This window comes from Desulfobulbus oralis (assembly GCF_002952055.1).
GTDB lineage: Bacteria > Desulfobacterota > Desulfobulbia > Desulfobulbales > Desulfobulbaceae > Desulfobulbus > Desulfobulbus oralis.
Genome location: NZ_CP021255.1, coordinates 2327605 through 2352876 on the forward strand (window position 1 = coordinate 2327605; position 25272 = coordinate 2352876).

21 protein-coding genes are annotated in these 25272 nt (G+C 61.9%); 3 read left to right on the forward strand and 18 right to left on the reverse strand.

The window, feature by feature from the left end; translation table 11 throughout:
- Positions 1-4 precede the first annotated feature (4 nt).
- Positions 5-4237 carry a DEAD/DEAH box helicase gene (locus CAY53_RS10310; protein ID WP_245874808.1) on the forward strand — a complete coding sequence of 1411 codons (4233 nt, stop codon included), beginning with the start codon at positions 5-7 and terminating at the stop codon, positions 4235-4237.
- A 37-nt stretch (positions 4238-4274) separates the two neighbouring features.
- Here the strand turns inward: CAY53_RS10310 and CAY53_RS10315 are convergent, their stop codons facing one another.
- From CAY53_RS10315 to CAY53_RS10340, 6 genes are all read right to left on the reverse strand, one after another.
- Entirely contained in the window at positions 4275-4766 is a 492-nt protein-coding gene (locus CAY53_RS10315; RefSeq protein WP_104937028.1) for a DUF5625 family protein, read from the reverse strand.
- 17 nt (positions 4767-4783) lie between these two features.
- Positions 4784-5782, reverse strand: a complete 999-nt coding sequence (locus CAY53_RS10320) for a hypothetical protein (RefSeq protein WP_104937029.1) — start codon at positions 5780-5782, stop codon at positions 4784-4786.
- Positions 5783-6111: 329 nt separating this feature from the next.
- Positions 6112-8862 (reverse strand): glycosyltransferase, encoded by a 2751-nt coding sequence (locus CAY53_RS10325; RefSeq protein WP_104937544.1) that lies wholly within the window; start codon positions 8860-8862, stop codon positions 6112-6114.
- A 105-nt stretch (positions 8863-8967) separates the two neighbouring features.
- Complete coding sequence (gene recO, locus CAY53_RS10330) at positions 8968-9795, reverse strand: DNA repair protein RecO (protein WP_104937030.1); 828 nt, start codon at positions 9793-9795, stop codon at positions 8968-8970.
- Complete coding sequence (locus tag CAY53_RS10335) at positions 9792-10634, reverse strand: helix-turn-helix domain-containing protein (RefSeq protein WP_104937031.1); 843 nt, start codon at positions 10632-10634, stop codon at positions 9792-9794. Before CAY53_RS10335 ends, recO begins: the two co-directional genes overlap by 4 nt.
- Positions 10635-10643: 9 nt before the next feature.
- A complete protein-coding gene (locus CAY53_RS10340; RefSeq protein ID WP_181040275.1) occupies positions 10644-11663 on the reverse strand; it encodes a peptidylprolyl isomerase in 1020 nt (339 codons plus the stop codon).
- Positions 11664-11896: 233 nt separating this feature from the next.
- Here CAY53_RS10340 and clpB point away from each other — a divergent pair, with 233 nt between their 5' ends.
- A complete protein-coding gene (gene clpB / locus CAY53_RS10345) occupies positions 11897-14491 on the forward strand; it encodes an ATP-dependent chaperone ClpB (protein WP_104937033.1) in 2595 nt (864 codons plus the stop codon).
- A 133-nt stretch (positions 14492-14624) separates the two neighbouring features.
- On the opposite strand, the gene CAY53_RS10350 is transcribed toward clpB, so the two are convergent.
- The 4 genes from CAY53_RS10350 to cas1 all read right to left on the reverse strand — a co-directional run bounded on the left by CAY53_RS10350 (position 14625) and on the right by cas1 (position 17227).
- A complete protein-coding gene (locus CAY53_RS10350; RefSeq protein ID WP_104937034.1) occupies positions 14625-15416 on the reverse strand; it encodes a zinc ribbon domain-containing protein in 792 nt (263 codons plus the stop codon).
- 90 nt (positions 15417-15506) lie between these two features.
- Positions 15507-15785, reverse strand: a complete 279-nt coding sequence (cas2, locus tag CAY53_RS10355) for a CRISPR-associated endonuclease Cas2 (protein WP_104937035.1) — start codon at positions 15783-15785, stop codon at positions 15507-15509.
- 21 nt (positions 15786-15806) lie between these two features.
- Positions 15807-16082, reverse strand: a complete 276-nt coding sequence (cas2, locus tag CAY53_RS10360; protein WP_017866601.1) for a CRISPR-associated endonuclease Cas2 — start codon at positions 16080-16082, stop codon at positions 15807-15809.
- On the reverse strand, positions 16079-17227 hold the full coding sequence (gene cas1, locus CAY53_RS10365; protein ID WP_181040277.1) for a CRISPR-associated endonuclease Cas1: 1149 nt from the start codon (positions 17225-17227) through the stop codon (positions 16079-16081). Before cas1 ends, cas2 (CAY53_RS10360) begins: the two co-directional genes overlap by 4 nt.
- Between cas1 and CAY53_RS13010 the strand changes: the two genes are divergently transcribed.
- Positions 17226-17369: a hypothetical protein gene (locus CAY53_RS13010; protein WP_181040278.1), complete on the forward strand. Its 144-nt coding sequence runs from the start codon at positions 17226-17228 to the stop codon at positions 17367-17369. The genes cas1 and CAY53_RS13010 overlap by 2 nt on opposite strands.
- 172 nt (positions 17370-17541) lie before the next feature.
- On the opposite strand, the gene CAY53_RS10370 is transcribed toward CAY53_RS13010, so the two are convergent.
- From CAY53_RS10370 to CAY53_RS10405, 8 genes are all read right to left on the reverse strand, one after another.
- Positions 17542-18474, reverse strand: a complete 933-nt coding sequence (locus CAY53_RS10370; RefSeq protein ID WP_104937037.1) for an NAD(+)/NADH kinase — start codon at positions 18472-18474, stop codon at positions 17542-17544.
- On the reverse strand, positions 18458-19480 hold the full coding sequence (locus tag CAY53_RS10375) for an SPFH domain-containing protein (protein WP_245874809.1): 1023 nt from the start codon (positions 19478-19480) through the stop codon (positions 18458-18460). Before CAY53_RS10375 ends, CAY53_RS10370 begins: the two co-directional genes overlap by 17 nt.
- 46 nt (positions 19481-19526) lie before the next feature.
- Positions 19527-19976, reverse strand: a complete 450-nt coding sequence (locus CAY53_RS10380) for a 3-hydroxyacyl-ACP dehydratase FabZ family protein (protein WP_104937039.1) — start codon at positions 19974-19976, stop codon at positions 19527-19529.
- Positions 19976-20719, reverse strand: a complete 744-nt coding sequence (gene fabG, locus CAY53_RS10385) for a 3-oxoacyl-ACP reductase FabG (protein ID WP_104937040.1) — start codon at positions 20717-20719, stop codon at positions 19976-19978. The genes CAY53_RS10380 and fabG overlap by 1 nt, the downstream gene beginning before the upstream one ends.
- A complete protein-coding gene (locus CAY53_RS10390; RefSeq protein WP_104937041.1) occupies positions 20716-22149 on the reverse strand; it encodes a phytoene desaturase family protein in 1434 nt (477 codons plus the stop codon). The genes fabG and CAY53_RS10390 overlap by 4 nt, the downstream gene beginning before the upstream one ends.
- Positions 22150-22268: 119 nt before the next feature.
- Positions 22269-23690 (reverse strand): phytoene desaturase family protein, encoded by a 1422-nt coding sequence (locus tag CAY53_RS10395; protein WP_104937042.1) that lies wholly within the window; start codon positions 23688-23690, stop codon positions 22269-22271.
- A gap of 21 nt (positions 23691-23711) precedes the next feature.
- On the reverse strand, positions 23712-23963 hold the full coding sequence (locus tag CAY53_RS10400; RefSeq protein WP_104937043.1) for an acyl carrier protein: 252 nt from the start codon (positions 23961-23963) through the stop codon (positions 23712-23714).
- A gap of 67 nt (positions 23964-24030) precedes the next feature.
- Positions 24031-25269, reverse strand: a complete 1239-nt coding sequence (locus CAY53_RS10405; RefSeq protein ID WP_104937044.1) for a beta-ketoacyl-[acyl-carrier-protein] synthase family protein — start codon at positions 25267-25269, stop codon at positions 24031-24033.
- Positions 25270-25272 lie beyond the last annotated feature (3 nt).

Below are 25272 nucleotides of genomic sequence, written 5' to 3' on the forward strand. Positions count from 1 at the left end.
TCGTGTGGCCGTCTGCCTCCGGGGCAGACGGCCCCGAATCATCATCGCGCGTTTTGGCGTTTTCCTGTCCCCGGTGCAGTGGCAAGGCATGGTCAGCGACAATCCCCAAGACCTTTTCGCACAAACCGGTGCCCTGCGGGATGAGGAACGGCTTCTGCTGCAACTGGCGGCCATCATCTATGAACCGGTGTCCACCAGTTTCCTTTGCCGTGCCTATATGGCCTTGCACCAGTTTTTTCTGGGCGAACGCCGCGTGCGCTACGACGAAATCTCCGCCAGCCTGACCCAGCTCCGGCGTCAGGGCTTTCTCTCCGGGCAAAACCAGTGCGATCCGGTGCTGGCCGAGCTTTTGGTGCGCCAGAGCATACGGGAAAAGCGCTTTGCCCGGCTGGTCGCCTTTGTGGAGCAGAGCGCACCCATGGAGTACCAGCACGGCCGCCTGCAGGCCCGCTACTGGCGGGCCCTCAGGCAGTTCCGTATCGGCCTGTACAGCCAGAACAGCCAGATGATCGAGGACGCGTTGGCCTTTCTGGCACAGGGCGAGTGCCGCGCACTGGCGGCGGAGATGCCAACGCTCATCCAGATTCTCACCTGCGCCTTTGACCCGGCCTGGTTTGCCGCCATGCCGGTTTTCCTGCAATTCCTCCTGCTGGATCATCTGGTGCATGCGGGCATCGCCACGCTGACCGCCCTGCCGGACATCAGCAACTATCTGCAGAACGAGGTGCCGGCCCGCATCGCCCATGCCGAACGGATTCCTTTTCTTCGGCTGCTGGCCACGCTCTACATCATGCAGGGCAAAAACGAGGCCCTTGCCCAACTGCTGCAGCATGACGGCGAAATCTTTGCCGGCACCGGCCTTGCCGGCACGGTGGCCCTGCTGGCCGGCCAGATCGGGCGGGCTCGGGAGCTGTTTCAGCAGGACCTGAATTTTTTGGGCCGCCTGCTCAAGAGCAAAACGCCCGTCCTGTTCGGCCTGCCCGGTTTCTTCTCTGTGCTTTGCCTCCTCCATGCAGGCGATCAGGACAGGCTCGCCCTGGCGCGGGCGATGCTCGTGCAGATGCTGGCCCGGGCAGGTGCAGACGGACCCGAGACCCTGCCGCTCCGCTGTCTGTCCGCCTTCTGCGACCATCTTCTGGGTGAACGGCCGGATCTTCTGTCCCTCTCCTCTGCCCTGGCTGCAGAGGAGCGCCGCAGCGCCCTGGTTCTGGCACTGATCGTCTTCTACTGGCTCGGCGTGGAGATCGCCCCGGAATTTCTGCAGCGCCTGCAGCAGATCGCGCAGGAGGCGGCAGCGGCTGGCTATTGCTGGCTGGCCGGGGAAGCCGCAACCCTGCTGGAGGCCCTGGGCCTGGAAGCTGCGTCCGCTGCGGCAGGCTTCCGCGATGCCGGCTCTCCTCCGGCCCTGTGCCGGCTCTTCAAGCCCGATGCCGACTGGCAGCACAGCCTGGCCGGGCTGATCGAAGCCCTGCACGCGGTGCAGCCACCGGACGCCTCCAGACGTCTGGCCTGGTTCGTGGACTACCAAAACGGCGCGCTGGCGCTCCTGCCCAAGGAGCAGCGCCGGAGTGCCCAGGGCCGCTGGAGCGCGGGCCGGGCCATTCCTCTGGCCCGGCTGGCCGCCGAGACGCAGCCCTGGTTCACCCAGCAGGACTGCGAGCTGCGCGCGGCCCTGAAGCCGCTACAGCCCGGAAGCGGCCCGAGCAACCAGGAATGGGCCTTTGACCCGGAACAGGCCCTGCCGGCCCTGATCGGCCATCCGCTGGTCTTCCTTCGGGAATCGCCCCGGGTCCAGGTGGAAATCGTGGCAGCCGAGCCGGAACTGATGGTGGAACGGCGGGGCGATTCGCTGTTCCTGCACTTTTCTTCGCCGGTTGGTCGGGAGCGGTTCAGCGTGTGGCCGGAGACCGCAACCCGCTTCAAGGTGGTGCGCATCCGCGAGGAGCACCGCCGGGTGGCGGCCATCACCGGGCCACAGGGCCTTTGGGTGCCGCTTTCCGCCAGTGCCGAGGTGCTGGCCACCATCGGCAGGCTGGCCTCCTTCATGACGGTGCATTCGGCCATCGACATGCCCGGCGCGGATGCCGTGCTGCCGGAGCTGCAGGGCGACGCCACGCCGCATCTGCAGATCATTCCGCTGGGCATGGGCTTCCGGGTCGATCTCTTTGTACGGCCCTTTGGCGACAAAGGCCCCTACCTCAAGCCCGGAGCCGGTGCGGCCAATCTCATCGCCGAAATCGACGGCAAGCGGCTCAAGGCCAAACGCGATCTCAAGGCAGAACTCGAACGGGCGCGTGAGGTGGAGGAAAGCTGCCCCATGCTGGATCTGGCGACGGACATGGAATCCGGGATCCGGCAGGAGTGGTTCCTTGCCGAGCCGGACGAATGCCTGCAGGTGCTGTTGGAACTGGACGCCATCCGCGACCGGGTGATGCTGGAATGGCCGGAAGGCGAAAAGCTCGCCATCCGCCGGAGCGTGGGCACGACGCTGCTCAACCTGAACATCCGCACCATGCAGCAGGACTGGTTTTCCTTTTCCGGCCAGGTGCAGGTGGACGAGGCCACCGTGGTGGAACTCCGTTTTCTTCTGGAACAGGCCCGGCAGTCGAAAAGCCGCTTTATCCCGCTGGGCAGGGGGCAGTTTCTGGCCCTGACCCAGGAGTTTCGCAGGCGGCTGGACGAGCTGTTGTATTACGGAACCCTGGACAGCGGCAAGGACGGCATCCGCGTGCACGCTCTGGCCGCGCCGGCGCTGGAGGAGCTGGGCCGCAGCGCCCAAACCACGGCGGACAGGGAGTGGCAGAAACGGCAGCAGGCGGTGCACAGCCTGGAGCATTTCGAACCGGAACCGCCCGCCACGCTCAAAGCCTGTCTGCGTGACTACCAGAAGGAAGGCTTTGTCTGGATGAGCCGCATGGCGGCCATGGGCTTCGGGGCCTGTCTGGCCGATGACATGGGCCTGGGCAAGACCTTGCAGTCACTGGCTCTGATCCTCTCCCGTGCCAAGGACGGGCCGAGCCTGGTGGTTGCGCCGACCTCGGTGTGCATGAACTGGCAGGCCGAGATTCGCCGTTTTGCCCCCACGCTGTCCATGCGGATGCTGGCCGAAATGCCCAGGGGCAGCGCCGGCGCCTTTGCCCCCTTCGAGGTGCTGATTGCCAGCTACACCCTCCTGCAGCAGGAACGGAAGCTGCTCGCGTCGGTGCGCTGGCAGACGATCGTGCTGGACGAGGCCCAGGCCATCAAGAATGCGGCCACCAAACGCTCCCAGGCGGCCATGCAGCTCAACGGCGCCTTCCGCCTGATTACCACGGGCACGCCGATTGAAAACCATCTGGGCGAATTGTGGAACCTCTTTGCCTTCATCAATCCGGGGCTGCTCGGCACCTTCAAGCAGTTCAACCGCCGCTTCGGCATCCCCATTGAAAAGCACCGCGACCGGACGGCCCGGAAGATGCTGAAAAAACTCATCCAGCCCTTCATGCTCCGCCGCATCAAGGCCGAGGTGCTGGATGAGCTGCCGCCCCGCACCGAAGTCACGCTGCGGATCGAACTCAGCCAGGCCGAACGGAACTTCTACGAGGCACTGAGGCAGCAGGCGCTGGAAAACATCGAAAACGACCGGGATCAGGCGGTGCGCCAGATCCGGATTCTTGCCGAAATCATGCGGCTTCGGCGGGCCTGCTGCCACCCGAAACTGGTGGACGAGAGCACGGAAACCAGCTCCAGCAAGGAGCAGGCCTTTTCGGATCTGGTGGACGAGCTGGTCGGCGGCGGCCACAGGGCCCTGGTGTTCAGCCAGTTTACCGGTCACCTCGCGCTCTTGCGCCAGCATCTGGATGGCCGGAGCATCAGGTACTGCTATCTGGACGGTTCAACCGCCGCGGCCCAGCGCGAGCGTCAGGTCAAAGCCTTCCAGTCCGGCGCGGCGCCTCTTTTCCTCATCAGTCTCAAGGCCGGTGGTCTGGGGCTGAATCTGACTGCCGCCGATTACGTGATCCACATGGATCCATGGTGGAATCCGGCGGTGGAGGATCAGGCCGCCGACCGGGCGCACCGTATCGGCCAGACCCGGCCGGTGACCGTGTACCGCCTGGTGACCGTGGGCACCATTGAAGAGAAAATCGTGCAACTGCACCACGAGAAGCGCGATCTGGCCCATTCGCTTCTCGAAGGCGCCGATGTGAGTGCCCGCATCGGCCTGGAGGAGCTCCTGGAGCTGATTCGGGGCCGCTAGGCCCGGCGAGGAACCAGCGCCGCCCTAGCCCCCGAGCTTACTTGTAGCGGTAATAGGTCAGGGTCACCGTGACAGGTACATATTGCAAATGTCGGTGCGCGAGCAGGTTGGTCAGCCGTATCCTGTATCGGCCGGGTCCCAGGTCCATTGTCCGGCTCAGGCTGGCCTTTTCGTATGCTTCATGGATATATTCATCCATTATGGCTTTCGTCCCGCCCGCCGTCTTTTTGCTGACCGTCAGATGCAAGGGGATAATGGTCCCCGCTCCCTTAGTGCAGTCGCCCCAAAGGTCGCCCAGGTACTTCGAGACTTCGTTGTTCTCTTTGTCCCTGCTGGTCTCAAAATTCAACTGCATCCGGTATACGTCAGGCACCTTCACAATAAATTCGCTTTCCGCCACACTGCCCGCCTGGGACAGGTCAATAGGCATCTGGACCCTCACCGGGAGCACCAGAGGAACGAGCGCATACCTGCTCAGGTAGGCCACGCCACAGGAAGAGAGCGCGGCAGCCGTCAGGGCCAGCACCATTGCCAGAATTCCGCGTTTTACTGTTGACTGCATGGTCCACTGCCCTCCCACACGCAGGTAATTTGCCCGCAGGACGACACGAAATAGTACTTGGTGACGTCCAGATTGAAGTTGTCCACCCTGCCCCTGGCCAGGGCATACGCCCCGCCCTGACCTGCATCCAGCGTGAAGTCCACGTCGTGGTAGCTGACCCGCAGAAAACGCAGTTTCCCCATATCGAGCGTCTTCCGTAACTCGGGCGACAGGTAGGAATCATCAAATACATCCGCATCGATGATCCACTGTGCAAGCCGTCTGCGCAGGTCCTGTACTTCAGCCTCGGCCTCATCACGGTTCACCAGACGGCAACAGTCTGGTCCGTACCAGCGGATGGAGCTGCCACGCTTGAAGAGCACCGCAAAATTCGCCCGGCCGTCCGCATGTTCCGGCAGATACAACTGTTCCCTGTCCGGATGACTGACCCTGCCCTGCAGGAGTTCCCCCACAATCGCATCGTAGATCCAGCCCCCCGCATGCCTGCCCGGCTGGTCAAAGCCATGTTTCGCCCCGAACTCGGGCACAGCCTTGAGGCGTTCCGTCAGCCTGTCCAGCGTGTTATACTTATCAAGCCGAAAGGGATAGCAGGTGTCCCGCTCAATGTGCAGGGGCTGGCCCGCTGTGTCCCGAATCAGGCCGCAGTCGCTGTCTGTCACGTGGATATTGCCGTTCGCGCCGGGATAGTTATGGTTCAGCGACTCGTCCTTCCCCCACAGCGCGTGCATCTCGCGTTGCCAATAGTCCTGCATGGCGCGGGCAAAAAGTTCGCCGTCACTCAGGGCCGGCTCTGCCTCCCGACAACGGATCGCCTCTACAATCCGCTGAGTCCGCGCGTTCTTTTTCTGTTCCCACTCCTGCTGCGGCTGCGGCCTGCCCTGCTCTCCCTGCAGCCCATCTGCCGCAGTGCAGCCCGTGGCCGCCGCTGTGCCAACTGTGGCCAGCAGGACAAGCGCCCATCTGTAACACTGCCGTCTTCGCATAATTGATCCTCCCATGGGATGGTGCAATATTTGTCCGAAGGAAGCGGACGTTTTTCAGACTATAAAACTATTCTTCTAAATTTTCAATATTTTATTCCCCCTTGCCGCACCTCTCCGGAAAAAGGCACGACAGCCCTGCAGACACCGCTTTACGACCCGGGGTATTGGCGGGTCTTATGATCAGCGCCCGCATCGGCCTGGAGGAGCTTCTGGAGCTGATTCGGGGGCAGTAGCGGAACATTCGCGCTCCCGGCACACAGGGTGCGAAAGACAAAAAAAAAGGGCGGCTCCTATGAGCCGCCCTTTCCGCTCGATTGCGGAGCCGGATTTCAGTCTGCCCGAGTGGCGTCCGGCCTGTCCGTCGGGTGTTCCTTCCCTGCCCGGCTTGTGTTCCCACTCGCTGCCGGCGGAGAGGCATCCTGGACTTCGACCTCCTCCTGTTGTGCCTCTGCACTTTGCTTTTGCTCCGGCGGCACACCGTGCAAGGGCGACAGCACGCCCACGATCCTGGCCGGCAGCCCTGGCATGCCGCTGATCAGGGAAACCAGCACCGCCGCCAGATAGGGTACGGCCTGGATGGCCAGCATGGCGCACCACACCCTGACATCCAGCATCATCGCGTCTTTTCGCACGGTCAGCAGCGCAAGGATGCCAAGCAGCAGCGCCGTGGCAAAAAGTGCTTCCTCCCGGGCGTCGGCCAGGGCCTTCATGAGGGCATTGGCCTGGGCCTTCTTGGGCGTGCGGAAAAAGCCAATGCCGCGGGTGATGAAACCGGTCAGCATGGCGCGGGCAATGGTGTGCGACAGGGCCAGACCGGCCAGACCGGCGCTCAGGCTCTGCCGCCAGGAGGCGGCAACACGCTGCCGGTAGAGGAAAAGCATTTTCAGGCTTTTGAAAAAGAAAAGCGCCACGGGCAGGCAGGCAAAGATGATATGCGGCGGCGTGGTATTCTCGGGAAAAATCGCCATGCCCAGGGTCCAGCCGATGGCCAGCAGATTGAAGAGCATGTTGACGCCGTCGGCAAACCAGGGCAGCCAACCGGCCAGAAAATGATAGCGCTGACCGCTTGTGAGCCTGCTCGGCTTCAGGCCCAGTATCTCCATGAGGTGGTGGCGCAGGATGAGCACCGAGCCGTAGGCCCAGCGGAAACGCTGTTTTTTGTAATCCACAAAGGTATCGGGCATGAGGCCGCGCCCCAGGGTGCGCGGCAGATAGCTTGCCTCGTAGCCGCGCTCGAAGATACGCAGGCCCAGCTCTGCGTCCTCGGTGATGCACCACTCCGACCAGCCGCCCACCTCCTCCAGCACGCTCCTGCGCACCATGGTCATGGTGCCGTGCTGGATAATGGCGTTGCGTTCGTTTCTGGTAATCATGCCGATCTCGAAGAAACCGCGGTATTCGGCCAGACACATGGCCTTGAAGGCGTTCTCGTCGCCATCCCGGTAGTCCTGCGGGGCCTGCACGATGGCCATGTTCGGCTGGGCAAACTGCGGGCACAGGGTGCGCAGCCACTGGGGGGAAACCTGATAGTCGCTGTCGATGACTGCCACCACTTCGGCGTCTGCAGCCGTATGACGCAGGGCGAAGTTGAGCGCTCCGGCCTTGAAGCCGGAGAGCGGGTCCACATGGTAGAAACGGAAGCGGCGGCCCAGTTCCTTACAGTAGGCTGCGACCGGTTGCCAGACCTCTTCCCTCTTGGTGTTGTTGTCAATGACCAGCACCTCGAAGCGCGGATAGTCGAGCCGGCTCAGGGCCAAAAGCGTCTGCTTCAACATGTCCGGCGGCTCGTTGTAGCAGGGCACATGCACAGAGACAAAGGGCAAGTCCTGGTCGGGCACGTGCTGCGGCCCGGCCGATGGCAGGCGATGCCATTTGCGGATCCAGAGCGCCTCGGCCCATTCGTGGGCCTCGGCCAGGATCACCAAGATCGCTCCGGAGGCGGCAACCAGCAGCATGATGCCCACCACCAGGGAAGACATGGTCAGATACTGGCGCTGGAAATCGTAGACCAGCCACACGGCAAAGGTGGCGATGGCATAGGCAACCAGGGCCAAAAACTCGCGGCCCCGGGCCAAAAGGCCCCGGCTGTCCCGGAAGAGACAGAGCAGCAGCAGGGTGGCAAAGGCCACGCTCAGAATCGCCAGCGTCCGCCACTGGGGCAGACGCTGAACCGGCTGGGTGAACTCGAACTTGGGCTGGCGCTTGTCGTTGTAGACGCCCCAGTAGGCGCCTGCCTGGCCTTCCAGCTCCAGGCCCTTCCAGCGCTGGTCAAAGGCCTCCATCAGGTAGTAGGTGTAGCCCTGTTCCTGGGCATATTTGAGGAAGCGGCGGAGAAAGGTGGCCTCGTTCGCCACCGAGGGCACTGCGCCGTTTCTGATGCGCCCCGCGCTGGGCCAGCCGATTTCGCCGATGATAATAGGCTTGTCCGGGTAGGCTGCCTTGAGCTTGTTGTACTGCTTGATGCAGTAGTCCAGGGCATGCTCGTTGGGGATGTTTTCCCAGTAGGGCAACAGGTGGACGGCGATGAAATCCACCTTGTCCACCAGATCCGGATATTTCAGCCAGATATGCCAGGGTTCGGCGACGCTCACCGGAGCCCACACCTTTTCCTTGACCCGCCTGATGTAGTCGATGGTCTCCTGGAGCGTGATCTTCTCGAGGAGCAGTACCTCGTTGCTGACAATGACCCGCACGATGTTCTGGTAATTCTGGCGGTACACCTCGGTCAGCCGGGCGATCTGCCTTTCATTGTTTTCCCGGTCAGTGTCGATCCACGCGCCCAGGGTGACGTTGATGCCGTGCTTTGCCGCCAGTCGGGGGATTTCCGCGAGCGTGCCCTCGACACTGTAGGTGCGCACCGCGTGGGTCTTGCCTGCCAGCAGAGCCAGATCGGCGTCTATTTCCTCGACAGTGGGCAGGATGTGCTTGATGGGGGTTTCTTCGCCATGATAGGGCGAAAAGGAAAAGCCCTGAATGGTCTCCGGCCAGGGGGGTTCCATGTTGGGCGCGTTGACCATGTGCCACAGCAGGGCTGTCAGACAGCCCATGAGCACGGTGATGATAAAACCGGAACGATTCATGATGACAATGAAGAGACGGCCCGAACCTGCGGATATGCGGCGGGGCACAGATGGATGGGCGAAAATGGCAGGGCTTCATCGGGCAGACCCGCAGTCTGCCCCTGCTTAGAGCACTTTCCCGTGCCTGTCAAGCATGATTGAAGCCCTGGTTTCGGAGCCGGCGCCCTCCCCCGCAAGCAGCCGTCTGAGCACTGGCCAGGCGTGCAGGTCGCTCTGCAGCAGGCACTGGGAGTACGCATGCAGCAGGTCCAGAGCTTCCACCAGACAGCGCGATGGCGCCTGGAGTTTGTGCAGGCTGTCCAGACTGCTGTGCTGGGCATAGCCGGCCATGCGGATGCTTTGCAGAGACAGGGCCGCTTTCGGTGGCCCTGGCAGACAGCGCTGGCACACCAGAATGGCGCCGCCGGGTTCCTGCCGGCCCGGATCAAAGCAGGCCGGACCGGTCAGGGGCCGGCCGCAGCGGTGGCATACGGACAGATTGGGCGTATAGCCGGCCAGTTCCAGCAGCTTCAGTTGGAAGAACAGGGGATAGCGAAAGAAGCGGCTCTGGCCGGTCACGGCATCCACGGCCCAGACCAGGAGCTGGAAGACCCGGGGATCGGCGTCCAGTTCGCGGGTGAAGCGGAGACAGAGTTCGGCAATGCAGCTTGCGGCCAGAAAGCGGGGATATTCCCGGCGAAGCGCAAGGCCCGGGCGCACAAGCTCGGCGTCTTCCAGAAAGTACAGACCAGAGGGACTCCGGGGCGGTCGCCAGAAGAGGCGGAGCTGCGAAAAGGGCTCCAGTTTGTTCATGAAGCGCTTTTTGCTCTTCTGTGCGCCTTTGGCAATGGCCGTGACCCGGCCCAGACGGGCGTCGTACCAGGTTGCCAGCTTGTCGCTTTCGCCGTGCGGGGCTATGCGGAGCATCAAGCCCTCACTTGCGACGAGGCTCATGATGCGGCAGGGGCCACCCTGAGCCGGATCTTGTAATGACCGTTTTTGGACAATGGAAAGCCCAGGGGCTGGCCGTTGAGGCGCAATACCGCGCTGGAGGGTTCCGCGAACTCGATGCTGAGGCTGGCATCGGCCTCCCAGTTGGCGGTACTGGCCCGGGTGTAGATGGCCCGCACCTCGTTGCCGTTGTCCAGTTGCAGCACGACCTCCGTATCCTTCAGGAAATGCGCCTCCAGATTGATGGCCTTGGCGGTGGCTGCCACGCTGGTGCCGGGATGGGCGGGATGATAGCTCTGTTCCGGCACGGCAGTCGCCCGCAGTTGGCCCCAGAAGTAAGCCAGAGGATTCCAGCCGGTATAGCCGCAGAAAATGACCATGGTCAACATGATGGTCGACAAGAGGGCCAGAGCGGCTGCGGCAGGGGCTATCAGAATGGGAGCGGCCAGTGTGCTGACATCCGAACGACGAAACCAAAACCAGCAGCGCTTGCGGCCGCCCTGATGACTGTCGCGCTCGTGCAGAAACTGCCGGGCCAATGTCTTGCCGTCCAGTCCCAGTTGGCGGGCATACATGGCGACAAAGGCGCTGGTATAGGCATCGGCTGGCAAATGCTCGTAATCGTCAGCCTCGATGGCCGCAAGGTTGCCCCGGGTGACACGGATGGCCGCATAAATGCGGTCCAGGCTCAGCCCCTGCCGCTGGCGTTCCTGGCGCAGCAGCCATCCGACTGTCGGTACGGCCGTCACCGCAGCCGCCTGTATCCCCCCGGCAGCGGACTCAGCCAAAGACGGCGGCACGGGGGCAATGCTTGTTTGCTTTCCAGACGAATCGTCCCGCATGCCCTGTTCCTAGAAAATTTTGATATAGGCCTTGCTGCGCAAGGTCTTCATCCACTGGTCGTACTGCCTGTCCAGCTCCTCCTTGTACAGTTCCTGCCGGATGCGCTCCTTTTCCTCGGGGCCGGGCATGCCGCTCAGCCGCTCTTCCGCCTGTACGTCGTTTTGCCCCTCAGCACTGCCCAGGCGTTTGAAAATCAGAAAACTTGGCTCCTGTTCCACAAGCCCGCTGATGCCGCCGGGCTCCAGTTTGGCCACTGCTTCGCGGATGGGGCCGGCCATTTCCTCAAGGCTCAGGCTGCCCAGAGTGCCGCCATCCTCGGCGGAGGGCAGATCGGAGTGTTTGCGGGCCAGATCCGTAAAGCTGGTGCCGGAAAGCGCCTCCTCTCTCAGCTCTTCCGCCTTTTCGCGGGCCTGCTCCCTGGTCAGAACCGTGCCGTTCCTGCCAGGCAGACCCCAGGTCACACCGATTTGCTGGAGCTGGTAGCTGTTGGCGGCAGGGGCTGTTGCAGCGGCTCCGGCGCGGCTGTGGTGGCGGGCCCTGATTTGCTCGTCCGTAATCAGGATCCGCGAGCGCAGCTCCGCATTGATCACCTTGCTGCTCAGAATCTGGTCGCGCACTTCGCCCCGGTACCGCTTTTCGCTCATGCCCATTGCGGCCAGTTCTTTCTGAAATTCCTCATGGTTGAGATTCCGGTCGCTCACGAGCTGCTGCAGGGCGCGTTCCAGCTCCTCGTCACTGACTTTGAAATTGTGCTTCAAAGCCTCCTGCGTCACCAGTCGTTTTTCAATGAGCCGCTCCAGAACCAGACGCCGGGCCTTGGCCATGTCCTCCGCGACTTTGTCCGGCGGCGCATTGGCCCGGATCTGGTCGAAATAGGGTTTGGCCAGTTCGTTGACTTCCTGGAGCGTAATGGTGTCGCCGTTGACAATGGCCACATTGCGGTCCACTAGTTTTCCAAAGCCGGATTGCGGCGCGAGCAGAGCTGCAAACAGCAGCAGGCAAAACAGGGAAAGGAACGATTTCTGCATGGAGAAACACTGGGCGTTGAGAGCGGATAAGACAGGCAACTGTGACTGCTGGCGTAAAAGTGTACCGAATAGAACGGCGCTCCGCAATGACTTTACGCCGCTGCTGTTGCTTCTCGCCTGTGACGATGCCGGATGGCCAGTCTTTCCGGGGCCCGGACTTGACGGCATGCACATCGCGCTTATGGTATCCACCGGATTTAACTGAATTATTTCATGGAGATAAGGAGAAGGCCATGCAGCTTGACAAATTTACCCTCAAATCACAGGAAGCCATTCAGGCTGCCCAGGGCATTGCCCAAAACAGCCACAATCAGGAATTGCAGCCCGAGCATCTGGTCAAGGCGCTTTTGGAGCAGCCGGGCGGTGTGGTGGTGCCGGTTTTACAGAAGATGGGTCTCACGCCCAGCATGGTGCTGGCCGAAGTCAATGCCTGCATTGCCCAGTTGCCCAAGGTGAGCGGCGCCGGCGCGATGCAGACCTATGTTTCTCAGAAATTCCAGTCGCTTCTGGAACAGGCCTTCAAAACCGCGGCCGGCATGCAGGACGAATACGTCAGCCAGGAGCACCTCTTCCTGACCGTGCTGGCAGATGCCTCCCTCAAGGTCACGGCGGCGCTGAACAGGCTGGGTATCACCGGCGAGCACTTCCTCAAGGCCCTGATGAGCGTGCGCGGCAACCAGCGGGTCACCGATCCCTATCCGGAAGAAAAATACCAGGCGCTCGAAAAGTATGGGCGCAATCTCACCGATGTGGCGCGCCTGGGCAAGCTGGATCCGGTCATAGGCCGCGACGAGGAAATCCGCCGGGTCATACAGGTGCTGTCCCGCCGCACCAAGAACAACCCGGTACTCATCGGCGAGCCCGGCGTGGGCAAGACCGCCATTGTGGAGGGGCTGGCGCTGCGCATTGTGAACGGCGACGTGCCGACTTCGCTTGCAGGCAAGCAGGTCATTGCCCTGGATCTGGGCGCTCTGGTGGCCGGCGCCAAATACCGGGGCGAATTCGAAGACCGGCTCAAGGCGGTTTTGAAAGAGGTGGAGAAGCGCTCCGGCGAACTCATCCTTTTTATCGACGAGATCCACACGCTGGTCGGAGCGGGCGCCGCCGAAGGCTCCATGGATGCCTCCAACATGCTGAAGCCGGCCCTGGCCCGCGGCGAGCTGCACTGCGTGGGCGCCACCACGCTGGACGAATACCGCAAGTACATCGAAAAGGACGCGGCCCTGGAGCGGCGTTTCCAGCCGGTCTTGGTGCTGGAGCCGAGCGAGGAGGACACCATCGCCATTCTGCGCGGTATCAAGGAAAAGTACGAGGTGCATCATGGCGTGCGCATTCAGGATGCGGCCACGGTGGCGGCGGTCACCCTGTCCAGCCGTTACATCACCGACCGTTTCCTGCCGGACAAGGCCATCGATCTGATCGACGAGGCCGCCTCCCGTCTGCGCATGGAAATCGACTCCATGCCCACGGCAATCGATCAGCTTGAACGCAGGCGGGTCAAACTGGAGATCGAGCAGGAGGCCCTCAAGAAGGAGACCGACAAGGCCAGCCGGGAACGGCTCAGCCATGTGCAGAAGGAAATGGCCGATCTGGATGATGAACTGAAGGGCATGAAAGGCCAGTGGACGCTGGAAAAGGAGAGCATTCAGGCCATCCGCGACATCAAGGCCAAAATCGATCAGGCCCGCATGGAGGAACAGCGTGCCGAGCGCAGCGGCGATCTGAGCAGGGTGGCGGAAATCCGCTACGGCCGCATTGTGCAACTGCAAAGGGAACTGGAGACGGCCAAGACCCGCATGGCGGAAATCCAGGGCGAGCAGCGCATGCTGAAGGAGGAGGTCAGCCCCGAAGACGTGGCAGCGGTGGTGGCCAAATGGACCGGCATTCCGGTGGATAAACTGCTGGAAGGCGAAAAGGAAAAGCTGGTGCACGCCGAGGACATTCTGGGTCGGCGGGTCATTGGCCAGAAAGAGGCCATCGTGGCGGTGGCCAATGCAGTGCGCCGCGCCCGCGCCGGTCTGCAGGACCCGAACCGGCCGCTCGGCAGTTTCATCTTCCTGGGCCCCACGGGTGTGGGCAAGACCGAACTGGCCAGAAGCCTCGCGGATTTCCTCTTTGATTCCGAACAGGCCATGATCCGCATCGACATGTCGGAGTACATGGAAAGGCACAGCGTGGCCCGGCTGATTGGCGCGCCTCCGGGCTATGTGGGTTACGACGAGGGCGGGATGCTCACCGAGGCGGTGCGGCGGCGGCCCTATTCGGTCATCCTTCTGGATGAAATCGAAAAGGCGCATCCGGATGTGTTCAACGTGCTCCTGCAGGTGCTGGACGACGGCCGCATGACCGATGGCAAGGGCCGGACCGTGGATTTCAAGAACAGCATCCTGATCATGACCTCCAACCTCGGCAGCCATGTCATCATGGAGCTGGGCCAGATCGATCCGGCCGAGATGCGCAAGCAGGTGGACACGCTGCTCAGGCAGCAGTTCAAGCCGGAGTTTCTGAACCGGGTGGATGAAATTATCACCTTCCACGATCTGGGTCGGGAGGAACTCCTGCAGATTGTGGACATTCAGGTGAACCGCCTGGCCAGGCGTCTGGGCGAAAGCAGGCTCAGGATCACCCTCACAAAAGAGGCCAAGCGCTTTCTGATTGATACCGGCTATGATCCGGCCTTTGGCGCCCGGCCTTTGAAGCGGGCCATCCAGCGGGAAATCGAAGATCCCCTGGCCATTGAAATTCTGGAGGGCAAATTCGCGGAGGGTGACCATATCCTGATCGATCACCGGGAAAGTGACAGGGGTATGAGCTTCAGCAGGCAATAGGGGCCGGAAAAGACACGGCAAAAGGGCGGCCCTGTTGGGACCGCCCTTTTTTCATGTCCCCGAGCATGGATCAGGGCAGAGCGGCCCCGGTATGGCACGAGGCCCGCTCTCACCCTCGCTCCACGCACCTGCGCTACGGCGTCAGCATTTTGACACCTGTCCACCAGAGCGCCGGGTCCTGCGCCAGATGCACCCTGAGCGCCTTGTCCGCAGGCGAGGCCTCCCGGGCGAACACCAGCGCGCCCAGGGGCAGAACGCGACATTTGCCCATGGCCAGTTGCATGTGCATGTCTTCCCGCAGCTTTTCCGGATCACCATTCTGGTCAACACGTGCCAGGGCCCTGTAGTCGTCCAGCGCAACACAGGCATAGGCATGGCCGGTCACGGTGAACTGGCCGCCAGCCTCCTGGCCCGCATGCTCCGGTCCGGCCGGATCAGGGACCTCTTTTTTGGTGCCGCCCAGAAACGAGAAGATGGCCAGAGCGGCAAAAAAGAGGAGCAGACAGAGGCAGCCGCAGCCCGTGCCCAACAGGGTCTTGAGCAGCCTGGACCGCGGCGGGACCGGCCCATGCGGTGGGCGCCGCTGCCTGTCATTGCCCAGAGGCTCGCCGCAATGTGGACAAAAGGCGGCATTGGGGGCAAGCCGCCCCTGGCAGGCCGGGCAGAGCCCTGGCGGCTCCTCTCCTCTCGGCCTCGCCCCGGCACTGGAGACCGAGGCCATGCGCGCCAGCAGATCCGCCGCTTCCCGCTGCGTTGCCGGAAGCGGCCCCTGTTCATCCATGATTGCCGCTCCGGAGCCGTGCGCGCCGCAGTCAGGGCAAATCAGGGCCCTGCCCGGGATATCGACGCCGCACTGTGGACATGTTCTCATTGCCTTCCCTTCTTGTTGGCCCCTGCCCGTCAACAAAATTGGCGGGCGCTTCATGGCTCTGTCTTTCCGGCGCACCGGCAGGCATGCTCAGCCCCCTTTCCGCGCCAGTTTCCGTTGTGTCTGCCCTATGCCAGCCGCTGGACTTCAGAAGATCTCAAATGCAGGGTCATGCTCCTTGCCGTGCCCTGTGCCAAAGATTTCCGTTTTGCCAAAGCACTTTTCGCAAAGGGGGAAGTACTTCACCCCGTCCTCCTCGGGGTGGATAACCAGACCTATTTCCCGCTGCAGAGCCTTCAGCTCTGCCGTGCTTAGGCTCAGTTCAAATTTGGATTTCTGGGCGCGCTGGCCGTAATTCTCCAGAATTTTTGCTACCCGGTTCAGGCGCTTTGGATCGGCGATGTCATAGATGATAAAGTATTCCACTCTGCCCCCGCCTCAAACAAATCAGAAAATTTGGTAATGCAGTTGCACCACCTTGATGCCCAGGCCCTGCACCTCCGCCTGCTCCGCGCAGTGACGGCACAGATGGTAGATATTCAGCCGGTCTTCTCCGAGATTCAGACCTGTGCGCGCGAAGCGGCGCAGCGCCTCCAGCTCTTCCGGACTCACCTCGCATTCAAACACCGACTTTTGGGTATTGAGTCCCAGTTCCCGCAGAAAGCGGTGCATTTTTGTCCGGCGCCGGTTGCGGACAATATCGTAGGCGACAATGATTCTCATCGCAGCAGCAGCGGCGTATACACGCTCTGACTGCCCTCGACACAGCGGCGATATTGCCTGGCCTGGCGCAGCATGGCTTCGCTGTAGGTGATTTTTCGGTCCTCCGGCTCATAGGTGAAGCTGGTGGCGAGCTTGCGTTCGAACTGGGCGATGACCTTTTTCATGGCCTCGGGTCTGAGCAGCACAGGTCTGCGCGCCGTTGCGGATAGCGGGGGCAGGGCTGGCATGCTGAAGCGCTCTTCCATCCTTTGCACCGCTGTGTCGAAGAGTTCGTTGCCGGATTCGCCCGCCTGTTGCGCCAATGCCCTGGCCGCGTCTTCTTCATTTTCTTCGGTTTCACTGTCGTCGCCTGTGATGAAATCCTCCCCTTTCTTCAGGATACCCATGTTGAAGAGGGCAAAGACCAGCGTATCGACAATGACGGGCCGGAATTCCTCCATCAGATCCAGCACCAGGCTGCAACGGCCGTAGTCGGGTGTGTGCAGATGGCCCAGATAGGGATCCAGATGCACCTGGCGGATCGCGCTGTACACCTGGTTGTACAGGAAGGTGTACAGGAGAGAGAGCACCGCATTGACCGGGTCGGTAGGCGGCCGCCGCACCCGTTTGACAAAGCCCTGATCCTGGTCGAAACCCAGGTTGAAGACCGCAAAATACAGGGCACTGCCCTGGCCCTCATAGCCCCTAAGGGCGTCCATGTTGTCCGCCGTGGCGCTTTGGGCGATCATGCCGCGTATTTGCCGGGTTTGTTCTGCCAGCCGCTGGTTTCGCAGCTTGCGGTGAATGCGCATGAGCACCGTGGCCAGATTGGCCAGCTTTCCAGCCACGATGGCCTGGGCGATCCCCAGAGCAAACGCCGGCTCCTCTGCCATTCGGAACTGCCGGCGGCGCAGATCGATGTTTTTGGGTTCATACTGGGCAAATCGGCCGAGATAGCGTCCGTTCCTGGTGAGAAAGACCGTGTCGATGCTGTTCCTGAGCAAGACATTGCGGGCCGGTGGGGTCAGGGTGATGTTGCCGCAGAGGACCACCTGACTCACCTTGTGCACGAAGATGGTACGGTGGACGTCGTTGCCGCATTTTACCAGAAGATGCTTGTCCTCCTTGACGATGCTGGCGCCCTGGGTGGTGACATAGATGCGCATGAAGTACCTCCGGGTTCGCGCTGCCTGTGGCCTGGCCGTCATGTTTTGGCATTTTGGCGACCAGCATTTGCATCTGGCGTGGGTGGTGGAGCGGGCAGGCACTGTCCGCTTTGCCACGGTTGATCCGGATGCGGCGCAGTAGATTTATTGTACATGTAGAAAGTCCAGAGTCCAATTTTTTCCTCTCGCCTGGTGCCAGCACACCCATTATCACTGAACACAATCTTTATTTTTTCGAATTTTCCGCCTCGCTTTTGATCAAAATGAAAGTCTCATACTCAATGGCCCTGTCAGTGCCATAACAGCACGGGCTGTTAGGCGACAAGTTGCCCTTTCTGTTCGGCAATGCCGATTTCCGCAATTGCGCCTGAGTTGAACTGCAGGAAATCCTGCTCCATGCCGTCGCTGAAGATCACCCCGTCCTCCGGCATGAAGGAGACAACGCGCAGCCGCTCGCTGCCCGCAATCTTGCCGAACACGAGTTCCGCACCGGTGGACGCGCTGGGGAAGGGTTCACGAACGGTGAAGTAGAGGTATTCGGCATGCCAGTCAAATCTCCTGATCTCGGGCACGCCTCTGACGCCGCAGGCCCGGTCGATGCCGCTTGCGCCCGCGATGACGCTCTTCAGCCAGCCGGTGGAGCCCAAACCGGTGGAGACAATGATGCCGCTCGATGACTGCGCCTCGCTGGCGCCCTGGATGCTGATCTCGTAGCGCGCCGAGACGTGGGTACGCCGGCCGATGAAAAGATCGTTCACTCCCAGCAGGCGTTGCCCATCGTTCAGCGATGCCTGGGCCAGGGTCACATCCCTGACCGGGCGTTTGCCCGCGTAGAGTTCCGGCACGATCCGCGGCAGCTCAGCGGCGGCAAAGGGCACAAGCACGCCGTCCCAGCGCCTAGGGTCCGGATTGACCCCGACCAGTTTCTGCGTGGACAGATACTTCAGCACGTTGGCCACCAGTCCATCACGGCCAAGCGCGATCACCAGATCGTTCGTGCCGAAGAGGTAGTTCGGCATGTAGGCGCGATCCACCGTTTGCAGACGGCCGTAGCTTTCCAGAAAAGCGGCGGCTCGCTGCAGGGCGGCCTGGTAGGCGGCGTGCTCCCTGGCGTAGTCGTCGAATTCGCCGCCGTGATGCTCGATGTAAAAGCGGGCCTGCTCCACCGTGTTGTAGCGACGCACCAGTTCCTGCAAGCGGGTCTGCTGGGTCACCAGCACAATTTTATGTTCAGTCGCCCGCACCATTGCCCTTGCTTTTCAGCACGCTTGCCAGCAGATCGGGGGTGATATTGAGCTGGCCGATCTTTTCGCTGTTGAGGGCCAGCTTGTCAAAGGCCTGGGCGATCAACTGGCCGGGTTCCATGTTCAGGGCAGCCAGGGCAACCAGCACCTCCGGACTGAGCCTGCCGTAGGCGGCCATCACCGAGGCAATGCGATAGGCTTCGCCGTCCGCCGCCTTTTTGGTGTTCTCCAGTCTGAGTTCGGCCAGTTCCCGCCGTTTGCGCTCCAGTTCCACCTCGGCGTCGATGCGGATGCGCTCCAGCTCGCTTTCCTTTTCCAGTATCATGCGGCGGGTGGCGATTTCCGTTTCCCGAATCTGTTTCTTCTTCTCCTCAACGGAAATTTCGGTATTCAGCTCGTTCTCCTTGACCCGGCGCTCCTGCTCAATGGAGGCGTTCCGGCGTTCGTAGAGGGCGTCATCCGCCTGCTTCAGAATTTCCTCCCGGGTTTTGGCCTCAAGGGCGCGGGCGGTCTCCTGACTGGCCGCAACATTGAGAATGGCAAAGCCGGCGACGGCAAGGCCCAGGGCCTGGAGTTCCGCGTGGCTCTGCAACTCCGTCATCACCTGGGCGGCCAGAGTCCGGCTGCAGCGCAGAGACTCGGTCAGAGACATCGTGCCAATATGACTTTTGACCAGCACTTCAACCAGATTGACCACCCGCTTGGCCAGCTTGGGCATGGGGTCGCTGGTGTACTGGCGGGTCCTCAGATCGACCGTGAAATCCAGGGATTCGGCAAGCTTTTTGTAGTCTCCGGCCCGCCAGGTGACTTGCCCCTGCACGGATACCCTTTGGAAATCGTTGGTCATTTCCTCAAAGATAAAATCCGTATCCGTATTCGCAATCGGAATGGCGCAGGCAGAGCTGTTCAGATCCAGAAAGAAGAAGGACAGCCCCGGCCCTTCGGCGACGAGTCTGCCGCCTCTGTAGCGGAGCACATACTCACTGGGCAGGAATTTGACGTATACCATCGGACCGCTCCCGGGGCGCATTGGCCCCTCGCTCTGAATGAATTATTCACATCTCCTTGCCGGCGCAGGCGAATTCCACCTGCGCTGCCAGTTTGCCGTCCACACGCACCGTGCCTTTCATCAGCCAGGCCTGGGCCAAGCGCTCCGTCAGTTCGGCACCGATTGCCAGCGTGTCGCCGGGATGCACCTCCCGCTTGAATTTGGCGCCAAAGATACGGGTCAGAACCGGCACGCCGCCCTTGTGGCCGCCTGCCGCGGCTCCGGTCTGCCGCAGTCTTTCGGCAAGCAGGAGCGCTCCGGCCTGAAAAACCGCCTCGCAGAGCAACACCCCAGGCACGAGCGGATAACCGGGATAGTGCCCCTGGAAGAGCGGCAGATCTCCAGGCACATGCTTTTCCGCGCGGATGGCCGTATCGCTCAGCTCCAGCACCCGGTCGAGCCAGAGAAAGGGCGGCCGGTGCGGAATACGCGCTTCGATAAAGGCCAGTTCCATCATTACAGTCCTCCGGTGATTTCCAGCACCGCGCCGTTGATATAGGCCGCCTTTTCGCTCAGCAGAAAGAGCACGGCACTGGCCACCTCCTCTGCGGTGCCGAAGCGGCCGGCGGGCACCATCTTCCGGTAGCTGCCGAGCTGTTCTGCGGGCAGCCCGGCGATGAAGTCGGTATCGATAAAGCCCGGTGACACGCAGTTCACCGTGATACGGCGCTTGGCCACCTCCCTGGACAGCGACTTCATGAGCCCGATCTGGCCAGCCTTGGAGGCCGCATAGTTGGCCTGACCGGCAAAGCCCAGATGCCCCATGGGCGAGGTGATGAACACGATGCGGCCGTATTTCTGCCTGAGCATGAGCGGCAGCGCGGCCTTGCTCGTATTGAAGCAGCCCGACAGGTTCACGTCCAGCACCCGCTGCCAGTCTGCATGCTTCATCATGGGCGTGACCGCATCCCGCCGGATGCCCGCGCAGTTGACCAGCATGTCGAGCCGCTCCCACTCTGCCTCAAGCTGCCCAAAAAAATCTGAAATGGCCGGAAAATCCGCCACATCGAGCTGCCGGAGCCTGAGTCGTCCACCTGCTCCCCGTTGCGCGGCCTCTTCCCGAAGCGCTCCGGCCGCCTCCTGATTGCCGCCAAAGAGCCCATAGACCTCGGCGCCTTCTGCGAGAAGAGCCAGGGTGACGGCCCGGCCTATGCCGCGGGTCGCGCCCGTAACCACTGCTTTTGCGTTGGAAAAATTCATGGCAGACAGGGGGAAGAAGAGGGCGTCTCGTGCAGCCAGCCGTCCACGTCGTTGGCCACGATGACGCCGTAGTTGATGGCTCCGAGCCAGCCGCTCATGATGATGCCGACCGAGCCGGTGTGAAAGAGGCCGCCCAGCTCCCGGAAGAGCGAACGGGAAAGGTCCAGCCCCTCGAACTTGGTGCCAAAGGAGCTGCCGCGTTCGTGCAGGGTGTAGCGTTTGAAGGTGCGCGGCGTGGCGCTTTCGATCACGTCGATTTTCTCCCGCACGCCGGGCAGGTAGCGTTCGAGATCCACGAGGCAGCGCTCCACGAGCGCCCTTTTTTCCGCTGCGTAGGCCGCGTCGTCCAGCTCCGCCCAGTCGTCGTAGTTGGCGTTCATGGAGGCCACGATGGTATGGTCCGGCGGCGATTCGGGCCGGGTTTTCGGATAGTAGACGCTGAAGGTACGGCTTTTGGTGTGCAGATCGCGCAGGGCCTCGGAGCTGAAAGCCGCTTCGGTGGAGGTGAAGAGCAGATCGCCGATGTCCGGGATGCTCTCGCCCTTTCTGATGCCGAAATACACCTGGCAACTGGAGTTGTTGACCCGCACCTGACTGAATTTCCGGCGAAATGCCTCGGAAAATTGCTCCGGTCCGGCCATGCGGATGGTATTGGTGATGCCTGCATTGGAGACGACGGCCCGGGCGGGAATGAAGGCGCTTTCCGCGCCACTTTTGACCTGCACGCCTGTGACCCGACCCTTTGCACTCACGATGCGCTCCACCCGGCTTGCTGTGCGGATGGCGACGCCCAGGTGCTCCAGCTCCGCCCGCATCAGGCCGATCAGCCTGTCTGTGCCGCCCTGAAAGGTGAAGACGCCCCGGTTCATGAAGTTCGAGAACACGATGCCATAGGTGATGGCCGGTTCGTCCAGGGTGGAGCCGTTGGCATAGCTGATGGGTTCCAAAAGCAGGCGGTGGATGTCGCTTCGGCCCGGAAAGAAGCGCTCGAAGAGTTCGCGGGTCGTGAGCTTTTGCTCATCGTAGAAGTTCATGCCCTCGATGCAGGCAAAAAAATCGCGCACCGTGCTCTCCGCCGCGCCGAAACGCTCCTGCAGGATGCGGATGAAATCGTCCTTGCTGAAGGTGGTTTTGAGCGAAAACTGCGGGTTGTCGAAGACAATCTGCTTCAACTGGACAATGGCGCTCTGGATGGTCCTGCCCCAGTATTTTTTGCAGGTTTTGACCATGCCGTAGGGGAAACCGTGCAGGGACACGTCGAAGGTATGGCCGCCACGCCTGAACCAGGTCGCAAGCCCGCCCAACTGAACGTGCTGCTCCAGCAGCAGCACCCGGTGGCCTGCGTCGGCAAGGCGTTTGGCGCAGGTCAGGCCGCCCAGGCCCGCGCCGATGACAATGGCGTCGAATGTGTTGCTTGCGGATATGTGCATTGTGGATCCTTGCAGAAAAAGGCATTTTTGGCCTCGAGCGGCCAGGCTGCATGGGTGTAGGCGCCTGGCGCCCCATATCTGGGCGGCGATTCCGGGGCAGCATGCCGCTGTCTGCCCTGTCAGCGCAGAATATGCCGGTTCACGATGCTGACGCCGCTCAGCATGGCGCCGACGATACCCAGATAGCCCTGGTCAGTGCCGGCAATGAACAGGTTGGGCCAGGGTGTGGTGCCATCGGCAATTTTGACCGGACTGCCGTAGACCGCGCCCTGGGCCTTGCGGGTGAAGCGCTCGATGGTCAGGGGGGTGAAGCTGTCCTGATAGCGTATGGCCTGACTGTAGGTCCCGGTCAGGGCTTCGCTGGCGCTGACGGCTGCCGCCCGGCATGCAGCCTTGGCGTTTTGATAGTCCTGTGCGGAGCGCTCCCGCAAGTCCTGCCACAGGGGAAAGGAGGCGGGATTGGTGATGCGGATGGCAAAGCAGTCGCCGCTCCTGTCGCCTGCCGCGCCGGCAAAGTGCTCGGGAAAGCAGATGACGCCCCAGGAGCTGTCCTGCAGGGCCTGCGGCCGCTGATAGCAAAAGCTGTTGCTGGTGTTGTAAAAGATCAGGGTGCGGTCCTGCCGGAGCGGGAGTGTGGCGCGGGCGCTTCGCGGAATCAGGGCAATGGTTTCGGTGAAGCTCATCCTGCCGCTGTATTCGGCCGGGGCGGCCGGCCGGGATGCGCTGACCTTCTCCTGGCGGGTCAATCGGATGCTTTCCGGGATTCCGGCCGTGGACAATACCTTGTCGGCGCTGATTTCGCTGCCGTCTGTGAGCCGCAGCGCGCAGATCCTCTCGTCTTGCCGCACCAGTTCCGCCACATCGGCCCGGAAGCGGATTTCGCCGCCAAAGCGCCTGTACTGTCCCAGCAGGAGTTCCAGAAGCCGCTGAATCCCGCCGGCCGGCCGGAACAGCCCCTCGGCAAACACGGCCCGGAACATGATGACAAACTGGGCCAGCGCCATGTCGTGCTCTTCCGCATTGCCATACAGCATGAGCGGCAGAAAGAGCATGTCGGCAAGGGCCGGTTCCGGCACAAAGGTCCTGACAAATTCCCGGGCCGACTGCCAGGGTGCGTCGGCAAAGGGATCATAACCGGCAACCGCCCGCCACAGGCGCAGAAAGCCTGCAGAGGAGGCGGGAAAGGCCCGGGCGACTTCCGTCTGCAGGAGTTCGGGATTGTTGGAGAAGCGCAGACTGCGGCCGGGGAAGACGATTTCGCTTTCCCACTGCTCCTGTACGGGAAATTCTCTCCGGGAAAGCTGCAACTGGCGGAACAGCAGGTTGAGCGGCGCCTTTTTCCGCTCCGGCGGAGCAAAATTGGTCATGGCGTGCAGCCCGGTTTCCAGAAGATGCCCGTGGAAAGTGTACCAGGAATTCAGACCGCCGGCCCGGTGGTGCTGCTCCACGATCAGGGTCTTGGTGCCAAAACGGGCGGCCCGGATGCCGGCCGCCAGCCCGGAAAGACCGGCGCCGATGATAACGAGCTGATAATCGGCCATGGGCGGGCGGGTACAGAGTGCTCAGATATCGCGCAGTCTGGGTTCCAGATACCTGATGCAACTGTTCAGGGTCACGAGTTCCGGGTATTCGTCTTCCGGAATCTGCAGCTTGTAGCGTTTGCGCAGCTCCATGACGATATCCAGAAAATCCATGGAATCCAGCTCAAGCTGATCACGAAGCGGCTTGTCCCCGTCCAGCGAGGCCAGATCCGCCTCTTCGTCAATATCGCCGATAATTTCCAGAAGCGCGGCCTTAATTTCGTCATGGTTCATGGCAAATCCTTGAAAATATGGGGAAAAGAGCAGGAAAAATCTATTGAATGTACCACGGCCGACACACTCACGCCAGAAATCTCTTGACGACCAAAACGGAATTGATGCCCAGCATGCCAAACGAGTTGTTCAGGATGGCATCGAGCTGCGGGAGCTCCCGGGCTCTGCCGTACACCAGGTTGGGCAGCGCACAGGCCGGGTCGAGTTCGTCGATGTTGATGGTCGGGTGCGCCAGGTGGTCGGTGAAGGCGGGCAGATTGCCGGCCAGCTCCAGCACCCCGGCCGCGCCCATGGCATGACCGATCAGCGACTTGGTGTTGTTGACGCAGGTGTTGGGACAGTCGGCAAAGGTCGCGCGGATGGCCTTGCACTCCTCGATATCGCCCTGCCTGGTGCCGGTGGCGTGGGTGTTGATGAGAGCAATGTCCTGGGGCCGCATGCCGGCCCGCTTGAGGGCCAGCTCCATGCATTCACTCTGCCGGGGCGCATGGGGGAGCACAAAGTCCCTGGCATCCGAGTTGATGGCGTAGCCTGCGATTTCGCCGTAGATTTTCGCCCCCCTGGCCAGGGCCGCATCCAGCCGCTCCAGGGTGAACATGCAGCCGCCCTCGGCAATGACAATGCCGTTTCGGCCCAGATCGAAGGGCCGGCTGGCCCGGGTCGGGTCTGCATGCGCAGCCAGTGCGCCCTGGGCCCGGAAGCTCGCGAAGATGCCGAAGGAGCCCACACATTCCGACAGGCCGCCGCAGAGCGCCAGATCGACCTCGCCCAGCCGGAGCATCTGCAGGCCCTGGATGAGCGCCGCATTGCCGGCCGCGCAGGCCGCGCCAATGGCGTAATGGGGCCCGGTGATGCCGAAGCACATGGTGATTTCGCCGGCCGGATTGTTGAGCACGGTGCGCGGGTTGTGGTGGTGGGTCCAGTAGTCCACGTTGTGATCGTACCGGCCGATGTTGTAGACCTCGTTTTCGGTCTCCACGGTGCCGTGCTCGGTCAGGCCCACGTAGATGCCGGTGCGTGCCGCCGCGTAGTGGGTGCCGATATCGATGCCGCTGTCCTTGAGCGCCTCGCCGGTGCAGTATACGCCGATGCAACCGGCCCGGGTGCCGCGCTTGTTGTCCTTCTTCCTGCGATACCTGGTCTCGTCGAAACTGCAGATGCCCGCCGGATGCAGGCCCATGTAGCGCAGCTCAACGGTGGCAACGCCGCTTTTCCCGGCCAGCAGGTTGGCGCGGAAGGCGGCCAGGGTGTCGGCTCCGGGCGCGGCCAGGCCTATGCCGGTGATGACGATGCGAGACTTGTCCATGTC